Consider the following 21448-nt stretch of genomic DNA (forward strand, 5'->3'; position numbering starts at 1 on the left):
AAATACCCGCGGTATCCGAAATCTTGCGGTACGTAGAATCACGGCATGGCACGACTGACCCGATCCGAGAGCCAGGCCCGTACCCGCGCGGACCTGATCGCCACGGCCCGCGACCTCTTCCTGGCCGACGGCTACGCCAGCACCAGTCTGGAACGGGTCGCCGAGGAGGCTGGATACTCCAAGGGCGCCGTCTACTCGAACTTCCGCACCAAGAAGGAACTCGGCCTCGAGGTGCTCGAGCTGATCCACGCGACCAAGTTCCAAGAGGTGACCGACCTGCTCGCCGCGAGCGACGACTTCGACGAGCGGCTGGAGCGATTCCAGGAGTGGGCCGAGCACACCGTCGGCGACGTCGGATGGACCATGCTCGAATTCGAGTTCGCCACCGTCGCCCGGGACGACCCGGCACTGCAGGCGGCGCTGGTGTCCAGCCTCAGCGTGCTGCGCGGCGCCGTTGCCGCGCAGGTCCAGACGCTGGCCGACACGATCGGGATAGAGCTGCCGGTGCCGGTCGAGGACGCCGCGACGGGAATCCTCAGCATGGGCATCGGCCTGGGTATGCAGCGCGCCATCGACCCGTCCATCCCGGCCAGGTTGATCACCGACGCGCTGCGCATGCTGCTCACCCTCGGGACGGGGCCGCTCGCCGCGAAGAGCGCCGCCACCTCCTGACGGCCCTCACGCGGTGAAGTGCAGCGTCCATTCCCCGCGATAGTGCAGCCGGGTGACACTGCCCGGCGGAATATCGATCCGCCAGAACGACTTCGGCGGCGCGTCCAGCGTCACCAGCAGCGCCGCGCGGATCACCGCGGGATGGGTGACGGCAATGGTGGATTTCCCCTCCGAGGCGATCTCGGCCATCCAGTACCTGGTCCGCTCGATCACGTCCACCACGGACTCACCGCCGTGGCCACGGAACTTCGGGTCGGTGAGCCACGCGTACAGCTCGTCCTGCGGCACCGACATCAGCGCGCCACCGCGCCAGGCCCCCGCGTCCAGATCACGTAGTCGGGTGTCCTCTTCGCCCGGTAGCCCCAGTAGGGCCGCCGTTTCGACCGTCCGGCGTTCCGGACCGGTGAGCACCCGGGGAGCGGCCAGCGCGGTGCTGCCGGAGATGGCGCGGCGGCCTGCTTCGGTCAGCGATTCGTCGACTGGAAAACGTGCCTTCCGCATCGCCTCGGTCATTCCATGGCTGACCAGGTCGAGTCTCAGCACCTTGTGCACGGACAGAAGCGTACGGCTATCTGTTCCGCCTCTCCGCGTATTCAGGCCAGACCGAGGTGCGCGAACACTGACGTCGGCGACCGGCGATGCGGCCGGAATCCGCTCAGCCCGTCCCCGGCGAGTCGCCCATGTGCGACCGAGATCAGTGGTCAGGGTGGTTGACACCGATAAGTGTGTCGGTGGTGGGGTGCAGACTGAGGACATGGCTCAGTTCTCCCCGGCTACTCAGGAGTGGTTCGACGGTGCGTTCCCGGCGCCGACGTCCGCGCAGCTGGGGGCCTGGGAGGCGATCGCCGCGGGTGAGCACACGCTGGTGATCGCGCCGACCGGCTCGGGTAAAACGCTGTCGGCGTTCCTGTGGGCCATCGACCAACTGGCGACCCGGGAGCAGTCCACCCAGCGCACCGGCACCTCGGTGCTGTACGTGTCCCCGCTCAAGGCGCTCGCGGTGGACGTGGAGCGCAATCTGCGGGCGCCGTTGGTCGGCGTCACGCAGACCGCCAAGCGGCTCGGCCTGGATCCCCCGGAGATCAGGGTCGGCGTGCGCTCCGGCGATACCAGCGCGGCCGACCGGCGCACGATGCAGCGCACCCCGCCGGACATCCTGATCACCACACCCGAGTCGCTGTTCCTGATGCTCACCTCCGCGGCCAAGGAGACGCTGCGCGACGTGCGCACCGTGATCGTGGACGAGGTGCACGCGATCGCCGGGTCCAAACGCGGAGCGCACCTGGCCCTTTCGCTGGCCCGGCTCGATCTGCTCACCTCGGAACCGCGCGACGAGGACGGCCGGACGCCCGGCGGTCCGGCCCAGCGCATCGGCTTGTCGGCGACCGTGCGGCCCCCGGCGGAGGTCGGGCGCTTCCTGGTCGGCAACGCGCCGATCACCATCGTCGCGCCACCCGCGCCGAAGACCTTCGATCTGTCCGTGCGGGTGCCGGTCGCGGACATGACCGAGCCCGGGGACTCCGATCAGCCGGGCTCGATCTGGCCGCACGTGGACGAGGCCATCGTGGATCTCGTGCTGGAACACCGATCATCGATCGTCTTCGCGAATTCGCGACGCCTCGCCGAGCGGCTCACCGCACGACTCAACGAGACCTACGCGGAGCGGCTCGGCACCCCGGTCGAGCTCGAGCACAAGCCGCCCGCCCTGATCGGCGCCACCACCGAGGTGGTGCACGGCGCGAGCCAGCTGCTCGCGCGGGCGCATCACGGGTCGGTGAGCAAGGAGCAGCGCGCCCTCATCGAGGACGACCTGAAGAGTGGGCGGCTGCGCTGCGTGGTCGCGACCAGCAGCCTCGAACTCGGCATCGATATGGGCGCGGTCGATCTGGTGGTCCAGGTGGAGGCGCCGCCCTCGGTCGCGAGCGGCCTGCAGCGGGTCGGGCGGGCCGGGCATCAGGTCGGCGAGATCTCACGCGGCGTGCTGTTCCCCAAGCACCGCACCGACGTGATCCATTGCGCGGTCGCGGCCCAGCGGATGACCACGGGCCAGATCGAGGCCATCCAGATCCCGGCGCACCCGCTCGACATCCTGGCCCAGCAGACGGTGGCCGCGTGCGCGCTGGAACCCATCGACGTCGACGCGTGGTTCGAGATCGTCCGCGGCACCGGCAGTTACGCGACGCTGCCCCGCTCGGCCTACGAGTCGGTGCTCGACCTGCTCTCCGGGCGCTACCCGTCCGACGAGTTCGCCGAACTGCGCCCGCGGCTGGTGTGGGACCGCGACGCGGGCACCCTCACCGGCCGGCCCGGCGCGCAACGGCTCGCGGTGACCTCGGGTGGCGCGATCCCCGACCGCGGCCTGTTCGCGGTGTACATGGTCGGGGAAAAGGCCTCGCGGGTCGGCGAACTCGACGAGGAGATGGTGTACGAGTCGCGAGTCGGCGACGTCTTCGCGCTCGGCGCGACCAGCTGGCGGATCGAGGAGATCACCTTCGACCGGGTGCTGGTGACGCCCGCGTTCGGGCAGCCGGGCCGGCTGCCGTTCTGGCACGGCGACGGATTGGGCCGCCCCGCCGAACTCGGCGGCGCGCTCGGCGAATTCGTGCGCAAGGTCGGCCAGCATCCGGAGAACCTGGAAAAGCTCACGGCCGCAGCGGGTCTGGACGCCTTCGCGACCAGCAATCTGGGTGCCCTGCTGGACGAGCAGCGCACCGCGACGGGCCACCTGCCGAGCGATAAGACCCTGGTGGTGGAGCGCTTCCGGGACGAGCTCGGCGATTGGCGGCTGGTGCTGCATTCGCCGTACGGCCTACCGGTGCACGCGCCGTGGGCGTTGGCGATCGGTGCGCGGCTGCGCGAACGATTCGGCGTGGACGCGGCGCCGAACGCCTCCGACGACGGCATCGTGGTGCGCCTGCCCGACGCCACCGACGATCCGCCCGGCGCCGAGCTGTTCGTCTTCGAGCCCGACGAGATCGACGATGTCGTCACCGAACAGGTCGGCGGCTCAGCGCTTTTCGCGTCACGTTTCCGCGAATGCGCCGCCCGCGCGCTGCTGCTGCCGCGCCGCGATCCGGGCAAGCGCGCCCCGCTGTGGCAGCAGCGGCAACGCTCGGCGCAGCTGCTCGACGTCGCGCGCAAATTCCCCGACTTCCCGATCCTGCTGGAGACGGTGCGCGAATGTCTGCGCGACGTCTACGATCTGCCGTCGCTGCGCGACGTGCTCAGCCGGGTGGCGCGCAGGCAGTTGCGACTCGTCGAGGTGGAGACGGCGACTCCGTCACCGTTCGCCAACGCGCTGCTGTTCGACTACATCGGCCAGTTCATGTACGACGGCGACAGCCCGCTGGCCGAACGCCGCGCCGCCGCCCTCTCGCTGGATTCGGGCTTGCTCGCCGAACTGCTCGGCCGGGTGGAACTGCGCGAACTGCTCGACGCCGCAGTACTCGAGCTGACCGAACGCGAACTCCAGCGGCGCACCCCGGAGCGCCACGCCCGCGACGCCGAGGGGCTGGCCGATCTGCTGCGCCTGCTCGGTCCGCTCACCGCCGCGGAGGCCGCCGAGCGCTGCGTGGACGATCCGGCGAGCTGGTTCGCCGACCTGCTGGCAGCGCGACGCGCCATGGAGGTGAGCTTCGCGGGCCGCAGCTGGTGGGTGGCCGTGGAGGACGCGTCCAGGCTGCGGGACGCGCTGGGCGTGCCGCTCCCGATCGGGACGCCCGCGGCCTTCATCGAACCGGTCGCCGACCCGCTCGGCGATCTGGTCGGGCGCTACGCCCGCACGCACGGCCCGTTCGGCACGGAGGCGGTGGCGGCGCGGTTCGGGCTCGGCACCGCGGTCGCCGCGACCGCGCTGCACCGGCTGGTCACCGAAAAACGGCTCGTGGAAGGCGAATTCACGCCCGGCGCGGCGGGATCCGAATGGTGTGACGCGCAGGTGCTGCGCCGGCTGCGCCGCCGCTCGCTCGCGGCCGCCCGGCACGAGGTCGAGCCGGTGTCGACGGCCACGCTCGGCCGCTTCCTGCCGGCTTGGCAGCACATCGGCAGTGGTGAACTCCGAGGCGTCGACGGCGTGGCCGCGGTGGTGGAACAGCTGGCGGGCGTACCGATTCCGGCCTCGGCCTGGGAATCGCTCATCCTGCCCGCGCGGGTGCGCGACTACTCCCACGCCATGCTGGACGAACTGATGGCCACCGGCGAGGTCAGCTGGTCCGGCCACGGCTCGATCACGGCGAAGGACGGCTGGATCGCCCTGCACCTGACCGACCAGGCCGCGTTCACCCTGCCGCCGCCCGACGACATCGAACTCTCCGAGGTGCAGCTCAGCCTGCTCGCCGCGCTCGGTGCGACACTCGTGCCGCGACCGGCGAATACCGCGCTACCCCAGCAGGAACCGGTCGAGCTGGATCTCGACCCTGCCGCCGGGGCACCGCGCGGGGCCGGTGCCCCGGCGCCCCGGCTCGCTCCGGTCCTGCACGGCGGCGGCGCCTACTTCTTCCGCCAACTCTCCGACGCCACCGGTTTGCTGGACGACACACAGGTGGCCGCGGCGCTCTGGGAATTGGTCTGGGCGGGAATGGTTTCCGGCGATACCTTCGCGCCGGTGCGCGCGCTGTTGTCCGGCACCACGCGCACCACGACCGCGCACCGTACCCCGCGCCGCGCCCCGCGCGGGCGGGCCTACCTGCCGCGGCCGAGCATGCCGACCCGGTCCGGTCCGCCGATGGTGGCCGGCCGATGGTCGCTGCTGCCGGAGCGGGTGTCGGACAACACCGTTCGCGCGCACGCGACCGCCGATCTGCTGCTGGAGCGGTACGGCGTGCTGACCAGGGGATCGGTCCAGAACGAAGGCATCCCGGGCGGGTTCGCGCTGATGTACCGGGTGCTCACCGAGTTCGAGGACCGCGGCCGTTGCCGCCGTGGCTATTTCGTCGACTCGCTCGGCGGCGCCCAGTTCTCCACCACCGACGTGGTGGATCGGTTGCGCTCGTTCGACACCGAACGCCGGCCGTCGGCGACCAAACCCCAGACCGGGCAGGCTCTCGCGCTGGCCGCCTGCGATCCGGCCAATCCCTACGGCGCGGCACTGCCGTGGCCGAAGGGCGAGGGCGACGGCGGACATCGACCCGGGCGCAAGGCAGGCGCGATCGTCGTGCTCGTCGACGGCGAACTGGTGCTGTACCTCGAACGCGGCGGCAAAACACTGCTCACCTTCACCGAGAACCCGGACGCCCGCCAGTCCGCCGCACACGCCATGGCGGGCCTCGTACACAGCCGGCGCGTCGACTCCCTCGTCATCGACAAGGTGGACGGGGAAACGGTGCACGGCAACACCTTCGCGGGCTTCCTCACCGAGGCGGGCTTCTCCGCCACCCCGCGCGGCCTGCGCCTGCGGACGCGGCCGTGAGAGGCGACCCCAACGCGCGGTGGTGTCGTGCCCGAGGGTGACACGGTCTACTTCGCCGCGGCCCGGCTGCGCGCCGCGCTCGAAGGAAAGACCTTGACCAGCAGCGATTTCCGGGTGCCCCGCTATGCCACGGTGGATCTCAGCGATCAGGTGGTGCAGAGCGTCGGCAGCTACGGAAAGCATCTGTTCATCCGGACCCCCACGGTGAGCATCCACACGCACCTCAAGATGGAGGGCGTCTGGCGGGTCTTCCATTGCGGGCAGCGCTGGACCAAGCCGCGGGTCACCGCGCGGCTGGTGTTGCGCACGGACGAGGTGGAGGCCGTCGGGTTCTCGCTGGGCAAGGTCGAGGTGCTGCGCCTGGCCGACGAGCACACGGTGATCGACCATCTCGGCCCCGACCTGCTCGGCCCCAATTGGGATGTCGCCGAGGTGATGACTCGCCTGCAACGGCAGCCGGAGCAGTCGATCGGGGTCGCGCTGCTGGATCAGCGCAACCTCGCCGGTATCGGCAACATCTATCGCAGCGAGATCTGCTACCTGCGGCGCGTGCATCCGGCGACCCCCGTCGGCGCGGTGCCCGACCTGCTCGCGCTCGTGCACGAGGCACACCGGGTGCTGAACAAGGCCGTGCACGAACCGCCCTGGCGCCCACTGGCCTACGGGCGTACCCGCTGGCCGTGCCAGCGCTGTGGCACCCAGATCACCGTGCGCCTGCTCGGCGACACCGCGCCGGAGACGGATCGGCTCGCCAAACGCGAGCGCGGCATCTACTTCTGCCCGCGCTGCCAGCCCGAGCCCGCCCGCTGAGCCACCTGCTGCGGCGGTCTGCCCAGTTGGCGTCGGACCGCGGCGTCGGCGCAGGTCATCGCCTCCCCAGTTGATCACCGCTTCCGGGTGAGCGCCCCGGCTCCTACCGTCCGAACATGGCGAATACCGGCGTGCCAACGCGCTATCACCCGACCGGCACTGTAATTTGCCACTCAGTTGCTAATGCTCGGCGCGCGCGACACGACTACAACCGTGGCAGTCACGACACAGCACAGGAGCAAGCCATGACGACGGTACCGAGAACGAGCGGACGACTGTTCCTCGCGATCGCCGGACGCTTGTTCTTCGCCACCCTGGCGACGCTGGCCACCGTGCTGTTCAGCTACCTTCTGCTGCACCCGAATTCGGCCCAGGGCTCGACGCCGCAAGCGCCGCACCCCTCGGTGTCCGCGGTCTCCCCGCACCCTTGACGAAGTGAGCCCGCCCACATAACTTGCAATATGTAAGTTATCGAGGAGTGCGGCATGAACGATCCACGGCGGTACGTGGTCATCGGCGGCGGACTGGCCGGGCTCGCGGCCGCGGTCTGGCTCGCCGAGGCGGGCAAGCAGGTCACCCTGCTGGAACGACGCGGCCGGCTCGGCGGCCGCACCCACGCCATGCAGGTCGAAGCCGCGGACGATCCGCCGGACAACGGACAGCACGTGATCGCCAGCGGTTACGAGCACCTGTTCCGGTACCTCACCAGCGTCGGCACCCGCCAGTACGTCGCCTTTCCGCACCAGGCCACGCTGCGCTGGCCGGACGGGCGCAGCGTCACCATGCACACCAGGGGGCTCGGCGCGCTGCGCACGCTCTCCGGCGCCCACCCCGACGCCTCCCTGCTGGAGCGCGCCCGCGCCGCCGTCGCCACCGCGAAACTCGGCTGGCAGTGCCTGCACCAGCCCGCGGATCTGCCCGACCTGACCACCGAGCAATGGTTCAACCGGGTCGGCGTGCCCGCTAAAGCCCGTGAGGCGCTGTGGGATTGGCTGGCGCTCGGCGTCGCCGCCGAACCGGTGCAGCAGGAGTCGGCGAAGGTGCTCGCCGATGTGATGGCGACGGGCATCCGCCTCGGCATCAAACATCGGCGGCCCGCCACCATCGGCTACCCGACCACCGATCTGGACACGCTCTATGTCACCGGCGCGTTGAAAGTCTTTGCCCGGCACGGGGTTCAGGTGCGCCACCGCGCCGTGGCACGGCGGATCGACATCGCCGACGGCCGGGTCACCGGGGTGGCGCTGGCGGACGGCAGCACCGTGCCCGCCGACGCGGTGGTCTGCGCGGTACCCAACTCGAACATCAACGGACTCCTCGACGACCTGCCCGAGCACGCCGAAATCTATTCGGCCGCCGACAAATTGGGCTGCACGCCGATTGTCAGCACCAATCTCTACCTGGATCGGCCGCTCGGGACGACGGCCGAATTCGAGGCACTGATCGGCGGCACCGGCGTGATCGACGAGGTCTTCGACCGCCAGCGGATGACCGGCCGCAGCACCGAGCGGGCCTGGCTGTACTGCCTGACCACCAGCGGCGCCTACGCGCAGATCCACAAATCGAACGAAGAGATCGTCGCCGAACAGCTGGCACTGCTGCGTCGCTACTATCCGGCGGCGCGCGCGGCGACGGTAGTGCAGGGTCACGTGGTGCGCATGCCCAAAGCAACGTTCTCGCAGGTCGTGGGCACACACGGGCTGCGCCCGAAACAACGGACCTCGGTGCCGACACTGGTCCTGGCCGGTGACTGGACCGCCACCGACTGGTCGGCGACCATGGAGAGCGCGGTGCAGAGCGCAGCCACGGCGGTGGACCTACTGCTTGCGCTACCGTCGGTGCGGTGACCACGGATCGCGCCACGTCCGAGCTCGCCGCTCAATCCCCGCCGCCGCAATCCCGGCCCGCCGCAGACCCGCCGAACGGTCCGGCAGCCCCGAAGCGCCGGATGTCGGCCGCCGACCGCCGCGCCCAACTGCTGGACATCGCGCGCGACATCGTCGCCGAGGACGGCTTCGCGGCGGTCACCATCGATCGGGTGGCTCGCGCCGCGCGGGTCGCGCGAGCCCTGGTGTATCAGCAGTTCACCGATCTGTCCGGGCTGATGACCGCGCTGCTCGACCGTGAGTCGGCGATCGCGCTGGCCGGCATCGGCACGGTCGACTGGCCCGGCGAGATCGACATCGATCAGGTCGGCCGCGGCATCCTCGCGTATCTGCATGCGGCCCCGACCAGTTGGCGGATCATCCTCAGCCCGCCGGACGGCGGCCCGCCCGATCTGCGTGCCCGGCTCGAACTCGGTCGCTCCTACGCCAGGGCGATCGGCGCGCGGCACCTGTCCCGATACACCGGCGTCGCCGTGGATCCGGACGGCCCGACCGAACGAATCCTGTTGGCGGCCATGGAAGAACTGGCCCGATTGCACCTCACCGATCCGGCGGCCCATCCGGAGGAGATGGTGCTGCGCTATCTGCGCTCGCTGGTCGGCTGGGCGGTGCGGCAGGAAGCACCGCACTGATCACCCTCGCCGTCCATCACGAAATTCTCACGGAGAGCTTGGTTTTCTGATGCCGGGCGCGGAGCACGCGCCAGGGAGAAAGGAAAACCCATGAAGATCAGCACCTTGCTCGCCGCCGTCGCGCTGTCGGCGGGCCTCGTCGCCGGGGGGTCGGCGGTGGCCAACGCGGAGACGATCTACGTCGGCACCTACGGCACCGAGGCGGCCTGCCGCGCCGACGGCGCCGACGCACCCGCGCACCCCGACTGGAAGTGGTGGGAGTGCCGGCAGACCCCGACCGGTGAGTGGGACCTGTACTACTCCACCAACTGAGCCGTCCGGCGGGCGCACGAGGTCTGAAATGCCCTATTCTCAGACCTCGTGCGTGTGCTGGTGGTGGAGGACGACGAGGGTCTCGGCATCGAAGTCGCCGCCGGACTGCGCGCAGCAGGCTTCGCGGTGGATCTGGCCGGACGGCTCGCCGACGCCGATCTGAAGATCGCCGTCAACACCTATGACGTCCTCGTCGTCGACCGCGGCCTGCCCGACGGTGACGGCCTGCGGCTCGTCGCCCACCACCGCGCGGCCGGCCTGCGGGTGCCGGTATTGATGCTCACCGCACGCGACGGACTCGCCGATCGCATCGCCGGCTTCGACCACGGCGCCGACGACTACCTGGTCAAACCGTTCGCCCTGCCCGAACTCGCCGCCAGGGTGCGGGCACTGAGCCGCCGCCGCGAACACCCGGCGCCCGCGCGCATCGTGCTCGGTGACATCGATATCGACCTGCCGCGGCGCCGGGTGCAGCGCGCGGGCATCCTGCGCTCGCTGACGCCGAAGGAATTCGCGGTACTCGAACTGCTCGCCACCCGCGCGGGCGCCGTGGTGTCGCGCAGCGAGCTCATCGAGTGCTGCTGGGACGAGATGGCTGAACCCGCCTCCAATGTGGTCGACGCCGTCATCGCCCAGCTGCGCCGCAAACTCGGGCCGCCGCAGGTGATCGAGACCGTGCGGGGCACCGGGTTCATGATCGGAAGTGCAGCATTCGCACGTTGAGTCCCGGCCCGAGCCGCGGCGGCATCCGTTCGGCCGGTTTCACCGGCGCGCGGCCGGCGGTGGCCCGGCTGCGCCGCACCCGCTGGCTGCTGACCGCGCTCATCACCGGAATCACCGCGACCTGCCTGATCATCCTCGGCGTCGTCGCGGCGACCATCGACGCGCGCTCGCGGCACAACGCGATCGACAACAGCCTCGACCGGGTGGTGACCGGCCTGTGGCGCAGCATCGACTTCGACCTCGACGCGCAGGCCATCGATCTCGAACAGGTGAAGCGCGACGACCTCGCCAACGGCGAGACCGCGGTGCTGATCGTGCGCACCGACGAGAACGGGCACTGGCGCGAGATCTACGGGCACCTGCGTTCCTGGTTACCCGCGTCGGTGGGCGCCGAGGCGCTAGCCGACGACGCCGTCCGCGCGTCGGGCACCGTCTTCCAGGACGACCGCGACAGCGCGGGGCGACCGGTGCGGCTGGCCGCGACGCCGGTGTCCTGGGAGGACACCACGACCCAGGCGGTGGTCATCGCGGGCACGAATCCCGGCCTGCGCGACCGTGATCGCGCCCTGCTGCTGTGGGGTCTGGTGGTCGGCGGCCTGACCCTGGTCGCCCTGTCCGCCCTTGCCGCCCATGCGCTTTCGGGTCGCAGCATGCGGCAGGCGATGGTGCTGATCGAGGAACAGGAACGGTTTCTCGGCGATGCCGCGCACGAGTTGCGTACGCCGCTCACTACTTTGGGTCTGGTCACCGCGCCGCGACGGCGCAATCCCCACGAGGTGGAGCGCGCACTGACCGACGCGGGTGCGCTCGGCGCCCGGATGGAGCGGATCGTCACGGGACTGCTCGCGCGGGCCAGGATGCAGGCCGGGGTGACGACGATGGAGCGCGTGCAGTTGTTGCTCGATCAACTCACCGAATCGGTCGTCGAGGAATTCCAGGCGACCATCATCGTGCAGAGCAATCCGACTGTCGTGGTGGGCGATCCGAATCTGCTGAGCCTCGCGGTGCGCAATCTGCTCGAGAACGCGATCACGCACGGCGCGATCAACCCCGGCGCCCCGATCGAGGTGCACGTCGCCGACGGCCGGGTCAGCGTGCGCGATCACGGCGCCGGACTGCACCCGCAGCTGTCGAGCAACCCGTTCGAGCGAGGTGTCACCGGCGGCCGGGGCAGTGGCATCGGCCTCGCGCTGGTCGCGTGGATCGCCGAATTGCACGGTGGCACAGCCACGATGGAACCCGCACCGGGCGGCGGCACCCTCGCGACCATCGCGCTGCCGCCGCCGACGCTGGGCCTGGGTTGAACCGCTACGAATTCGGTTGCCGCGCCGCCTTGCTCGCCGAGCCGTCGGCCGGTACGGGCTCGAGGATCTCCGGCCGCGGTTCGGGCGCCGCGATGCGCAACGCGTCTGCCGAGGCATCGTCGGGCTGGGTCTGCGAGCGGATCTCCGCCTCGACCCGCGCCCGGTAAGTCGTCACCTCACGGTCGATTTCGGCGTCGTCCCAGCCGAGGACCGGCGCGACCAGCTGCGCCACCTGCGCGGCGCAGTCGGCGCCGCGATGGGAGTACTCGATGGAGATACGGGTGCGCCGGGCCAGGATGTCGTCCAGGTGCAACGCACCTTCGGCCGCGGCCGCGTAGACGGCCTCCACCTGCAGATACGACGGTGCGTCGGTAATCGGTTGCAGCAGTTCGGGTTTGCCGTCCGCCATGGCCATCACCTCGTCGATCAGCGAGCCGTAGCGGTCGAGCAGGTGCTTGATCCGGTACGGGTGCACGCCGTAGGCCTCGGCCAGCTGCACCGTCTGATTGACCAGTGCGAAGTAGCCGTCCGCGCCGAGCAGCGGCACCTTCTCGGTGATCGAGGGCGAAACCCGGGCCGGAATGTCCTGGGCCGCCTCGTCGACCGCGTCGTAGGCCATCACCCGGTAGGTGGTGTACTTGCCGCCCGCGATGCCGACCAGCCCGGGCGCGACCCGGGCGACGGCATGTTCGCGCGACAGCTTGGAGGTCTCGTCGCTCTCCCCCGCCAGCAGCGGCCGCAGCCCCGCGTAGACGCCGTCGATGTCGTCGTGGGTGAGCGGGGTGACCAGCACCTCGTTGACCCGGTCGAGCAGATAGTCGATATCGGCCTTGGTGGCGGCCGGATGCGCGAGGTCGAGATTCCAGTCGGTGTCGGTGGTACCGACGATCCAGTGGGTGCCCCAGGGAATGATGAACAATACCGACGTCGGCGTGCGCAGGATGATCGCGGCATCGCTGACGATCCGGTCCCGCGGCACCACGATGTGCACGCCCTTCGACGCGCGCACGTGGAACCGGCCCCGCTGATGTGCCAGCGCCTGCACCTCGTCGGTCCACACGCCGGTCGCGTTGATCACCACGTGCGCGCGCACCTCCGCGACGCGGCCGTCCTCGCTGTCGCGCACCCGCACGCCGACCACCCGATCCGCCTCCCGCAGGAAGCCGACCACCTGGGTGGAGGTGCGGATCACCGCGCCGTAGTGCGCGGCGGTCCGCGCCACCGTCATGGTGTGCCGGGCGTCGTCGACGACGGTGTCGTAGTAGCTGACGCCGCCGATCAGCGCGCTGCGCTTGAGCCCGGGCGAGAGCCGCAGCGCTCCCATCCGGGTCAGATGCCGTTGACCGGGAACCGATTTGGCGCCGCCCATGGTGTCGTAGAGCACCAGCCCGGCCGCGACATACGGGCGTTCCCAGGCCCGATGGGTGAGCGGGTAGAGGAAGCGCAGCGGTTTCACCAGATGCGGCGCCAGCGTGGAGAGCGCCAGCTCGCGCTCGCGCAACGCCTCGCGCACCAGGCCGAACTCCAACTGCTCCAGGTAGCGCAGGCCACCGTGGAACATCTTCGACGACCGGCTCGACGTGCCGGAGGCGAGGTCACGGGCCTCGACCAGCGCGACCTGCAGGCCGCGGGTGGCCGCGTCCAGGGCGATACCCGCGCCGACCACGCCACCACCGATGACGACCACGTCGAAATGGTCCTTACCGAACCGTTCCCAGGCCGTCCTGCGCTGCTCCGGACCGAGGAACTGGGATTCCGGCTTCTTGGTCATGCTCGACTCCTCCAGCCGCGCCGGTTGCCGACGACGTTGTGGTCTTCTTCGGGCATAGCTCGACCTGCTCTGCTAACAGGCTAGGCGAACGGCCCGCGATCTCGTCGACCGCGCCGTCCGCCCGTGTCGTCGAACGCTACCCGGCGGTAACCACTACCAACCTACTCGAGGCGCGCGCCCGACAATCGGCCACAGCGCGTTCGACGTTTAGTAACCTGCACGAATGCGTCGCTATGTGGCCGCCATCGACCAGGGCACGACCTCGAGTCGATGCATCGTCTTCGATCGGCAAGGGCGCGTCGTCGGCGTCGCCCAGCGCGAACACGAGCAGATCTTCCCGCGCCGGGGCTGGGTCGAGCACGACGCCGAATCCATCTGGCAGAACACCGAATCAGTGCTCGGCGAGGTGCTCGACGAGCACGATCTGAGCGCCGGCGACATCGCCGCCGTCGGGGTCACCAATCAGCGCGAGACCACCGTGGTGTGGGATCGGGCCACCGGCAAGCCGATCCATCACGCCATCGTGTGGCAGGACACCCGCACCGACCGGCTCACCACCGAACTCGGCGGCGATATCGGGCCGACCCGCTACCAGGAACGCACCGGGCTGCCGCTGTCCACCTACTTCGCCGGGCCGAAGCTGCGCTGGCTGCTGGACCACGTGGACGGCGCCCGCGACCGCGCCGAGGCCGGCGAACTCTGCTTCGGCACCATCGACAGCTGGGTGCTGTGGAACCTCACCGGCGAGCACATCACGGACGTGACCAACGCCTCGCGCACCATGCTGATGGATCTGCGCACCCGGCAATGGGATGCGCAGATCTGCGCCGAGTTCGGTGTGCCGGAGGCGATGCTGCCGCAGATCCGCAGCTCCTCGGAGGTGTACGCGGAGATCAATTCCGGTCCGCTGCAAGGGGTGCCGGTCGCGGGCATCCTCGGCGACCAGCAGGCCGCCACCTTCGGCCAGGCCTGCCTTTCGCCCGGCGAGGCCAAGAACACCTACGGCACTGGCAATTTCATGCTGCTCAACACCGGCACCACGCCGGTGGTGAGCAGGCACGGTCTGCTCACCACCGTCTGCTACCAACTCGGTGACGCGGACGCGGTGTACGCGCTGGAGGGCTCGATCGCGGTGACCGGCTCACTGGTGCAATGGTTCCGGGACAACCTGGGCATCATCTCCGCCGCCGGGGAGATCGAACCGCTGGCGCGCAGCGTCGAGGACAACGGCGGCGCCTACATCGTGCCCGCCTTCTCCGGGCTGTTCGCGCCGCGCTGGCGGCCGGACGCGCGCGGGGTGATCGCCGGGCTGACCCGCTTCGTGAACAAGGCCCACCTGGCCCGAGCGGTGCTGGAGTCCACCGCTTTTCAGACCCGTGAGGTGGTCGACGCCATGCGCGCCGACGCCGAATCCGAGCAGCTCGATCTGGAACTCACCACCCTGAAGGTGGACGGCGGAATGGTCGGCAACGATCTGCTGATGCAGTTCCAGTCCGACATCCTCGACGTGCCCGTGGTGCGTCCGGTGGTCAACGAGACCACTGCGCTCGGCGCCGCCTACGCCGCAGGCCTGGCGGTCGATTTCTGGGCGAGTACCGATGACATCAAAGAGAACTGGGCCGCGGACAAGACCTGGGAGCCCACCATGTCCGACGCGGATCGCGACGAGCATCTGCGGGCCTGGAACAAGGCCGTCGAGCGCACCTACGGATGGGCCGACTGAGCCGTACGCGAGCAGTGATCTGCGTCACTCCACGGAACCGCCGGCGCACTGCCGCCGTCGAATCCGACGTACCGATCATTCTCTCGAAAGGCATGAAAAGCCATGAGCCGCACCCTATCTGCACTTGCCATCGGCGCCTTGACCGTCGGCGTGGTCGCCCTCGTCGCACCCGCTGCGCAGGCCGCCCAAGCCTACGAACCCTGCCCGATCGCGGGGCAGACCCTGCGCGATCAGAATCTCGTCTGCGCCTGGGGCGGTAACGGAAACGTGTGGCTGCCCATCGGCGGCAAGCAGCCGGGCATCAACAAGCGCTGACGTGTCTCGCCCGCGGCCGCCGGGCCGCGTGACTCACGCGCGCTGACGGCCGCGGCCCGCCAGCGACAGCTGCAGGCGGGCAGGCTATTCCGCGGCGCTGGCCAGGCGGCGCACCGCCTCGGCGAGGGTGTCCGCGTCGGACGTGGTGAAGCACATGCGCATCGAGCTCCGATAGCCGCCGTCCACCGCGAAGGCCGCGCCCGGCACGTAGGCGACACCCGCGTCCAGTGCGCGCGGCAGCAGCTCGCGGGTGTCGGTGCCGTCGGTGAAATCGGCCCAGACGAACATCCCGCCGGTCGCGTCGGTACAGCGCACCCGGTCGCCGAAGCGGGTGCGCACCGCGTGCACCAGCGACTTGGCGCGTTCGCCGTAGGCCGTACGCACGTGATCGATATGCGCGGCCAACCAGTCCCGGTCGGCGAGCAGGTCGGCCGCGATCTGCTGGGTCAGGGCCGAACCACACAGGTCCGCACCCTGTTTCAGCAACTCGACCGCGCGGCACACCTCGTTCGGCGCGACCAGCCAGCCGACCCGCAGCGACGGCGCGAGGATCTTCGACGAACTCGACAGCCGAATCACGTTGCGGGAGTAGGTGGCCACCGGGGCGGGTGCGGGCTCGTCGAACCACAGCTCGCCGTACGGGTCGTCCTCGATCACCCAGAAACCGTGCGCGTCAGCGAGTTCGGCGAGTTCGGCGCGGCGGGCGGGACTCATCGTGACCCCGCCCGGGTTGTGGAAATTGCTCACCGTGTGCACCACCGCGGGACGCTCACCCCGAGCGAGCAGGTCGGCGAGCACGTCGGTGCGCATTCCCTCGGCGTCCAGCGGCACGGCGACGATGCGCGCCCCCGCGGCCCGGAAGACTTGCAGCGCACCGACATAGGCCGGGTCCTCGACGATCACCAGCGCGCCCGGATCGAGCAGCACCTCGGCGAGCAGCGACAGCGCCTGCTGCGAACCGTGCGTCACGAACACCTCGTCGACCGGCACCGCCCGGCCCAGGCGCGCCGTTTCCCGTTCCGCGAGCACCGCGCGCAGCGGCGCCCAGCCCGGCGACTCGGTGTACTGCAGGCAGGCCGCCTTGCGCAGCGCCGCGTCCGCGGCCTCGGCGATCCGCTCGCGCGGCATCAGCGCGGCGTCGGGCAGCCCGCCGGCGAGCCCGATGATCTCGGCGCGCGCCGTGAGCTTGAGCAGGTCACGAATCGCCGAGCTCTGCAGTCCTGCGAGCTTGGCCGCGAGCGCGGGACGGGTCGGCGACATGAGAAACCTCCGAACGAACGCCAGATATGCGAAAGTCTACTTTCGCACGGCGCCGACCAATATATGAAACGAATTTCTCATATGCTGAGAATCTCTCACACCTCGCGCGGCTTGATCGAGTAGACGAGCACCTTTCCGTCCCGGACCGCGGTGGTGATGGTCTGGTGGTAGATGGTCTCGGTGCCATCCGGTTTGCGCTGGGTCAGGTCCACGTCGAAGGTGTCGCTCGCCACCTCGGTGATCCGCAGGCAGTGCTTGGTCCCGACCGGAACCTCGGCGTTGATACCGCCCTGGATGATCTCCGCCGACGAGACGTTCTCCGCGTCGGGCGCGACGAAGGCCCTGGCCTGTGCCCCGCTGCGCTGGACATAGAAGGCGTACTGGAAGCCGAGGATCGCACCGGGCCCGCTCGCGGTGTCACCGTTGCCGTTACCGACCGTCACCTTGCCGTCCTTGCCGGTCGGACAGGTCAACCCGGCCGCGGTGGTCGATCCGGGCGGCACGGGGCCGTCGTCGCCGCCGTTCCTGGACACCACGATGACGGTCACCGTCAGGCCGATCAGGATGACGACCGCCAGCAGGCCGGCCAGTACGTTGCGGCCCTTGTGCGACCCGGTCCGGCGCGGCGGCACCGGTGCCGCCGGCGCACTCGGCGCCAACCGCTGCGCGATCGGATCGTCGGCCCAGGACAGCCCGGGCGAGGTGAGCGGCGGCGGCTTCGGCACGCTGCCGGTATCGGTGGGACGGGTCCACCACGAGTCCTTGTCGGCCTCGGCGGCCGGGCTCGCGGGCTGTTCGCGGTCCGGCTGCGGCGGGGGCGGGCTCGGCCGCGGGCCGGGCGCCGGGGGTGTCGTGGCGTCGGGCGCGCGATACTGCGGCGCGGGCGGCGTCGTCGGCTCCCACTCGTCGGCGGGCCGCCACACCAATTCAGGATGATCGGCGGTCTGCTCCGGCACCGGCCAACGCGGCCCGGTATCGCCCATCGGCGGACCGAACTCGGCAACGGGCGGCCCGAATTCCGAAACAGGCGGGCCGAATTCGCCCACCGGCGGGCCGAAATCCGACGCGGACCGGTCGTCGGTTTCGTCCTTCCTCGGATCACCGTCGGAGGTCACACCCCATCCTTTCCCCAGGACACACGTGTGGGGCGGTCGTGAACGACCGCCCCACCCGTCGAAAAATCAGATCGTGTCAGTACTGGAGTGAACCACCCCATTGGGTGGTGACACCACCCACATCGACAGTCTGCGGTGCCAAATCGCCCGGCTGGAGTGGAAGTTTAACCTGCGCAGCGGCTTCGAGTGCGGCGGCGCCGCCCGGCTGCTCCCGGATCCAGTTCTCCACCGCCGCCTTGGCCAGGTTGGCCTGGGTGGTGTCGAACACCGAGATGGTCTTGTTGTCGGACAGGCCCTCGCCACCGGTGTAGGTGGTCACCTTGACCGTGTTGGCGTCGACGTACTCGACCGAGACGCCGGCCTCGCCCGCGCCGGTCGGCGTGCGGTACCCGACGGTGCCGACGTAGCCGTGCTCGTTGTTGAAGTGGTGCGTGTTCGCCACGTAGCCGGGCAGCACGGCGCCACCGTCGATGTTCGCACCGATCTCCTGGTGCGGACCGGTCATCTCGACCACCGGCGCGGGCGGTGCGGCCTGCAGCTGCGGCGCCTGCCAGCGCGGCTGCTGCTGCGGCTGCACCAGCGTCTCGGGCTGCTGGGCCTGCGCGTTCTCGCCGGTGCCCGGCTGGGCCTGGGTGCCCGGCGCGTTGGTGCCCGGCTGCGCCTGCTTCGGCTCGCCCGACTGCTCGCCGGGCTGCTGCTCACCGGCCGGCGCGTCCGGCGCGACCGCGGGCTGGTCCTTCTGCCCCGGCACCGGCAGCGGCGCGATACGCGGGGTGGTGACACCCGGCTGCGTCGGCTGGGCCAGCTTCGGATCCTTCGGCGGATTCGGCATGACCTGGTTCGGATCCGGGGTGGTGACGCCCGGCTGGCTCGGACTCGGCGCCGGCGGCACGGTCGGCTTGTTCGGGTCCGTCGGCTTGTTCGGATCCGGCTTGGTGGTGTCGGGGCTCGGTGGAGCCTCGTTCACCCCCGGCTGCGCCGGTGCCGGAGCCGGCGGCGCGGTGGTGGGTGGAACGGTCGGATCCCCTGGAGCTGCCCCCGCCGGCGCCGCGAACAGAGTGGCCACGGCAGCCGCGGTAGCCAGTGGCAACGAGGTGCTAGCCATCGCTCGCTGCGCCCGACTCGGCTTACGATGTTTCACTTTTCGCATTCCCTTTCCCGGGTGTGACCTGGTTCGGCCACACACAGTTGTCTCTGTCGAGACGCCCGGTCGCCGAACGACGCGATGGTCGTTCGCCGTTTCGACTGGGAAAAGATCCATCCCCCCGAACACCGAACCACGCGACCGCCCGCCGATCGCATCTCTGCGGGAAGTGAACCATATGTAGGCCTGATGAGCAATGTGAATGGAGACCTAAAGGCCGCACGAACCGCGCTGGAACGCAACCCCATTCGAACAAGGTTCGATCCGGTCCTCAATCCAGGTCGTCGTGCCGCATCAGCTGGCGGGCCGCCTCGGTGACCGACCCGGTCAGCGACGGGTAGACCGAGAAGGTCTGCGCCAGGTCGTTGACGGTCAGATTGTTCTGCACCGCGAGCGCGATCGGCAGGATGAGCTCCGAGGCGATCGGCGCCACCACCACGCCGCCGATGACCACACCGGTGGCCGGGCGGCAGAAGATCTTCACGAAGCCGCGGCGCAGGCCCGACATCTTGGCGCGCGGGTTGGTGTTGAGCGGCAGCATCACCGTGCGTGCCGGGGTCTCACCGTTGTCGATCGCGGTCTGGCTGACGCCGACGGTCGCGATCTCCGGGCGGGTGAACACCGCCGAGGCCACCGTCTTCAACCGGATCGGGCTGACGCCCTCACCGAGCGCGTGGTACATCGCGATCCGGCCCTGCATCGCGGCCACCGAGGCCAGCGGCAGCAGGCCGGTGCAGTCGCCCGCGGCGTAGATGCCCGGCACCGAGGTCCGCGACACCCGGTCCACCCGCAGGTAGCCGCCGCGGTCGAGTTCGATGCCGACCCGGTCCAGGCCGAGGCCCTCGGTATTCGGGGTGGAACCGACCGTCATGAGCGCGTGCGAACCGGACACCGTCCGGCCGTCGGACAGCTTGACCACCACGCCCTGTGCGGTGCGCTCGACCGCGTCGGCCCTGGCGTGCTTGACCAGCTCCACACCGCGTTCGGCGAGCGCGTCCTCGAGCACCAGGGCGGCGTCGGCGTCCTCGCCGGGCAGCACGCGGTCGCGACTGGACACCAGCCGCACCCGGACCCCCATTTCGGTGTACGCCGAGACGAATTCGGCGCCGGTGACACCCGAGCCGACCACCACCAGCGTCTCCGGCAGCTCCTCGAGGTCGTAGAGCTGGCGCCAGTTCAGGATGCGTTCGCCGTCGGGCTCGGCGCCCGGCAACACGCGCGGGCTCGCGCCAGTGGCGATCAACACAACTTCGGCCTCGATGGTCGCCTCGGTGCCGTCGGCCAGCTTGGCGAGCACCTGGTGCGCGGCGAGACCGGTGGCGGGGCCGACCAGCTCGGCGCGACCGGCAAGGACCGTCACCCCGACGGTCTGCAACTTGGACCGGATATCGGAGGACTGGGCGAGCGCGAGCGCCTTGACGCGGCCGTTCACCTCCGACAGCTGCACGGTCGCCTGGTTCGGGTCGAGGGTGATGCCGAGATCCCGGGCTCGGCGCAGGTCGGTGCGCACGCCGGTGGACGCGATGAAGGTCTTCGAGGGAACGCAGTCCCAGAGCACACATGCCCCGCCGATGCCGTCGCTATCGATCAGCGTCACCGACGCACCGTGCTGGGCCGCCACCAGCGCCGCCTCGTAGCCGGCCGGTCCGCCACCGATGATCGCTATGCGGGTCATGGATACCTCCGCTTCAGGGTTGCGCACCGGGATCTCCGGTACCTGTCAACGTTATCGGGCGAGACAGGTCACACCATGGTTGCCCGCCCGACCTGCCGCGTGTGCCGCCGTCCCCCAGGTCGCCGCGCCCGGGGCGCGCCACAGGAATACCGCATCTGGCCGGGATAGAGTCGATCCCAGGATCTTATTGGCTACCCTTTGCTGGTGCCGATCTACGCCGCCTACGGGTCCAACATGGACTCAACCCAGATGCTCGAGCGCTGCCCGCACTCGCCTATGTCCGGAACGGGCTGGCTGGAGGGCTGGCGGCTCACCTTCGCCGGTGACGACATCGGCTGGGAAGGGCCCCTGGCGACGGTGGTCGAGGAGCCTGGCTCCCGCGTCTTCGTCGTCCTCTATGACGTGTCACCCGAAGACGAGCAGCGGCTGGATCGCTGGGAAGGCTCGGACTTCGGTATCCACAAGAAGATCCGACTGCGGGTGACCCGCAGCGAGAGCGGCGCCGACCCGACGCTGGCGTGGCTGTACGTACTCGACGCCTACGAGGGCGGGCTGCCCTCCGCGCGCTACATCGGCGTTATCGCCGACGCGGCCGAAAAAGCCGGTGCGCCAGAGGATTACGTGCACTCGCTGCGAACCCGGAACAGCCGCAACGTGGGCCCCGGCAACTTCGGCTGACAGATCGAGAACGACGTGGCG

Annotated in this window: 18 protein-coding genes; 12 read left to right on the forward strand and 6 right to left on the reverse strand. The window is 70.0% G+C overall.

Annotated features, from left to right (window positions below; translation table 11 throughout):
- The first annotated feature begins 45 nt into the window (after positions 1-45).
- Positions 46-672 carry a TetR/AcrR family transcriptional regulator gene (locus tag NVU01S_RS37215; RefSeq protein ID WP_043672105.1) on the forward strand — a complete coding sequence of 209 codons (627 nt, stop codon included), beginning with the start codon at positions 46-48 and terminating at the stop codon, positions 670-672.
- A 6-nt stretch (positions 673-678) separates the two neighbouring features.
- Here the strand turns inward: NVU01S_RS37215 and NVU01S_RS37220 are convergent, their stop codons facing one another.
- Positions 679-1224, reverse strand: coding sequence for a histidine phosphatase family protein (locus tag NVU01S_RS37220; protein ID WP_029898536.1), 546 nt, complete (start codon positions 1222-1224; stop codon positions 679-681).
- A 202-nt stretch (positions 1225-1426) separates the two neighbouring features.
- On the opposite strand from NVU01S_RS37220, the gene NVU01S_RS37225 reads away from it, so the two are divergent.
- The 8 genes from NVU01S_RS37225 (at position 1427) to NVU01S_RS37260 (ending at position 11746) form a co-directional block, all read left to right on the forward strand.
- The gene (locus tag NVU01S_RS37225) at positions 1427-6079 is read left to right on the forward strand and encodes an ATP-dependent helicase (RefSeq protein ID WP_043672110.1); all 4653 of its coding nucleotides are present in this window, start codon (positions 1427-1429) and stop codon (positions 6077-6079) included.
- Positions 6080-6106: 27 nt separating this feature from the next.
- The gene (locus NVU01S_RS37230; RefSeq protein WP_043672112.1) at positions 6107-6889 is read left to right on the forward strand and encodes a DNA-formamidopyrimidine glycosylase family protein; all 783 of its coding nucleotides are present in this window, start codon (positions 6107-6109) and stop codon (positions 6887-6889) included.
- A 245-nt stretch (positions 6890-7134) separates the two neighbouring features.
- A complete protein-coding gene (locus tag NVU01S_RS37235; protein ID WP_043672114.1) occupies positions 7135-7320 on the forward strand; it encodes a hypothetical protein in 186 nt (61 codons plus the stop codon).
- 54 nt (positions 7321-7374) lie between these two features.
- Entirely contained in the window at positions 7375-8736 is a 1362-nt protein-coding gene (hpnE, locus tag NVU01S_RS37240; RefSeq protein ID WP_043672117.1) for a hydroxysqualene dehydroxylase HpnE, read from the forward strand.
- 101 nt (positions 8737-8837) lie between these two features.
- Positions 8838-9407 carry a TetR/AcrR family transcriptional regulator gene (locus tag NVU01S_RS37245; RefSeq protein ID WP_043672119.1) on the forward strand — a complete coding sequence of 190 codons (570 nt, stop codon included), beginning with the start codon at positions 8838-8840 and terminating at the stop codon, positions 9405-9407.
- 90 nt (positions 9408-9497) lie between these two features.
- On the forward strand, positions 9498-9719 hold the full coding sequence (locus tag NVU01S_RS37250) for a hypothetical protein (RefSeq protein ID WP_014981925.1): 222 nt from the start codon (positions 9498-9500) through the stop codon (positions 9717-9719).
- A gap of 48 nt (positions 9720-9767) precedes the next feature.
- A complete protein-coding gene (locus NVU01S_RS37255) occupies positions 9768-10442 on the forward strand; it encodes a winged helix-turn-helix domain-containing protein (protein ID WP_043672122.1) in 675 nt (224 codons plus the stop codon).
- The gene (locus tag NVU01S_RS37260; RefSeq protein ID WP_063048224.1) at positions 10439-11746 is read left to right on the forward strand and encodes a sensor histidine kinase; all 1308 of its coding nucleotides are present in this window, start codon (positions 10439-10441) and stop codon (positions 11744-11746) included. The genes NVU01S_RS37255 and NVU01S_RS37260 overlap by 4 nt, the downstream gene beginning before the upstream one ends.
- 4 nt (positions 11747-11750) lie before the next feature.
- Here NVU01S_RS37260 and NVU01S_RS37265 read toward each other — a convergent pair whose 3' ends face one another.
- Positions 11751-13517 carry a glycerol-3-phosphate dehydrogenase/oxidase gene (locus NVU01S_RS37265; protein WP_043672125.1) on the reverse strand — a complete coding sequence of 589 codons (1767 nt, stop codon included), beginning with the start codon at positions 13515-13517 and terminating at the stop codon, positions 11751-11753.
- A gap of 223 nt (positions 13518-13740) precedes the next feature.
- On the opposite strand from NVU01S_RS37265, the gene glpK reads away from it, so the two are divergent.
- Together glpK and NVU01S_RS43805 are read left to right on the forward strand one after the other, a co-directional pair.
- Positions 13741-15240, forward strand: a complete 1500-nt coding sequence (glpK, locus tag NVU01S_RS37270; protein ID WP_043672127.1) for a glycerol kinase GlpK — start codon at positions 13741-13743, stop codon at positions 15238-15240.
- Positions 15241-15342: 102 nt separating this feature from the next.
- Positions 15343-15555 carry a hypothetical protein gene (locus tag NVU01S_RS43805; protein ID WP_156161614.1) on the forward strand — a complete coding sequence of 71 codons (213 nt, stop codon included), beginning with the start codon at positions 15343-15345 and terminating at the stop codon, positions 15553-15555.
- An 84-nt stretch (positions 15556-15639) separates the two neighbouring features.
- On the opposite strand, the gene NVU01S_RS37275 is transcribed toward NVU01S_RS43805, so the two are convergent.
- From NVU01S_RS37275 to NVU01S_RS37290, 4 genes are all read right to left on the reverse strand, one after another.
- The gene (locus NVU01S_RS37275; protein ID WP_043672130.1) at positions 15640-16815 is read right to left on the reverse strand and encodes an aminotransferase-like domain-containing protein; all 1176 of its coding nucleotides are present in this window, start codon (positions 16813-16815) and stop codon (positions 15640-15642) included.
- 95 nt (positions 16816-16910) lie between these two features.
- Positions 16911-17930 carry a DUF8176 domain-containing protein gene (locus NVU01S_RS37280; protein WP_043672133.1) on the reverse strand — a complete coding sequence of 340 codons (1020 nt, stop codon included), beginning with the start codon at positions 17928-17930 and terminating at the stop codon, positions 16911-16913.
- Between the two features lie 76 nt (positions 17931-18006).
- Complete coding sequence (locus tag NVU01S_RS37285) at positions 18007-18897, reverse strand: hypothetical protein (RefSeq protein ID WP_244467291.1); 891 nt, start codon at positions 18895-18897, stop codon at positions 18007-18009.
- A 448-nt stretch (positions 18898-19345) separates the two neighbouring features.
- Positions 19346-20749 carry an NAD(P)H-quinone dehydrogenase gene (locus NVU01S_RS37290; protein ID WP_014981916.1) on the reverse strand — a complete coding sequence of 468 codons (1404 nt, stop codon included), beginning with the start codon at positions 20747-20749 and terminating at the stop codon, positions 19346-19348.
- Positions 20750-20953: 204 nt separating this feature from the next.
- On the opposite strand from NVU01S_RS37290, the gene NVU01S_RS37295 reads away from it, so the two are divergent.
- Positions 20954-21427, forward strand: coding sequence for a gamma-glutamylcyclotransferase family protein (locus NVU01S_RS37295; protein ID WP_014981915.1), 474 nt, complete (start codon positions 20954-20956; stop codon positions 21425-21427).
- Positions 21428-21448: the final 21 nt, after the last annotated feature.

The organism is Nocardia vulneris (genome assembly GCF_001613425.1).
GTDB classification, from domain to species: domain Bacteria; phylum Actinomycetota; class Actinomycetes; order Mycobacteriales; family Mycobacteriaceae; genus Nocardia; species Nocardia vulneris.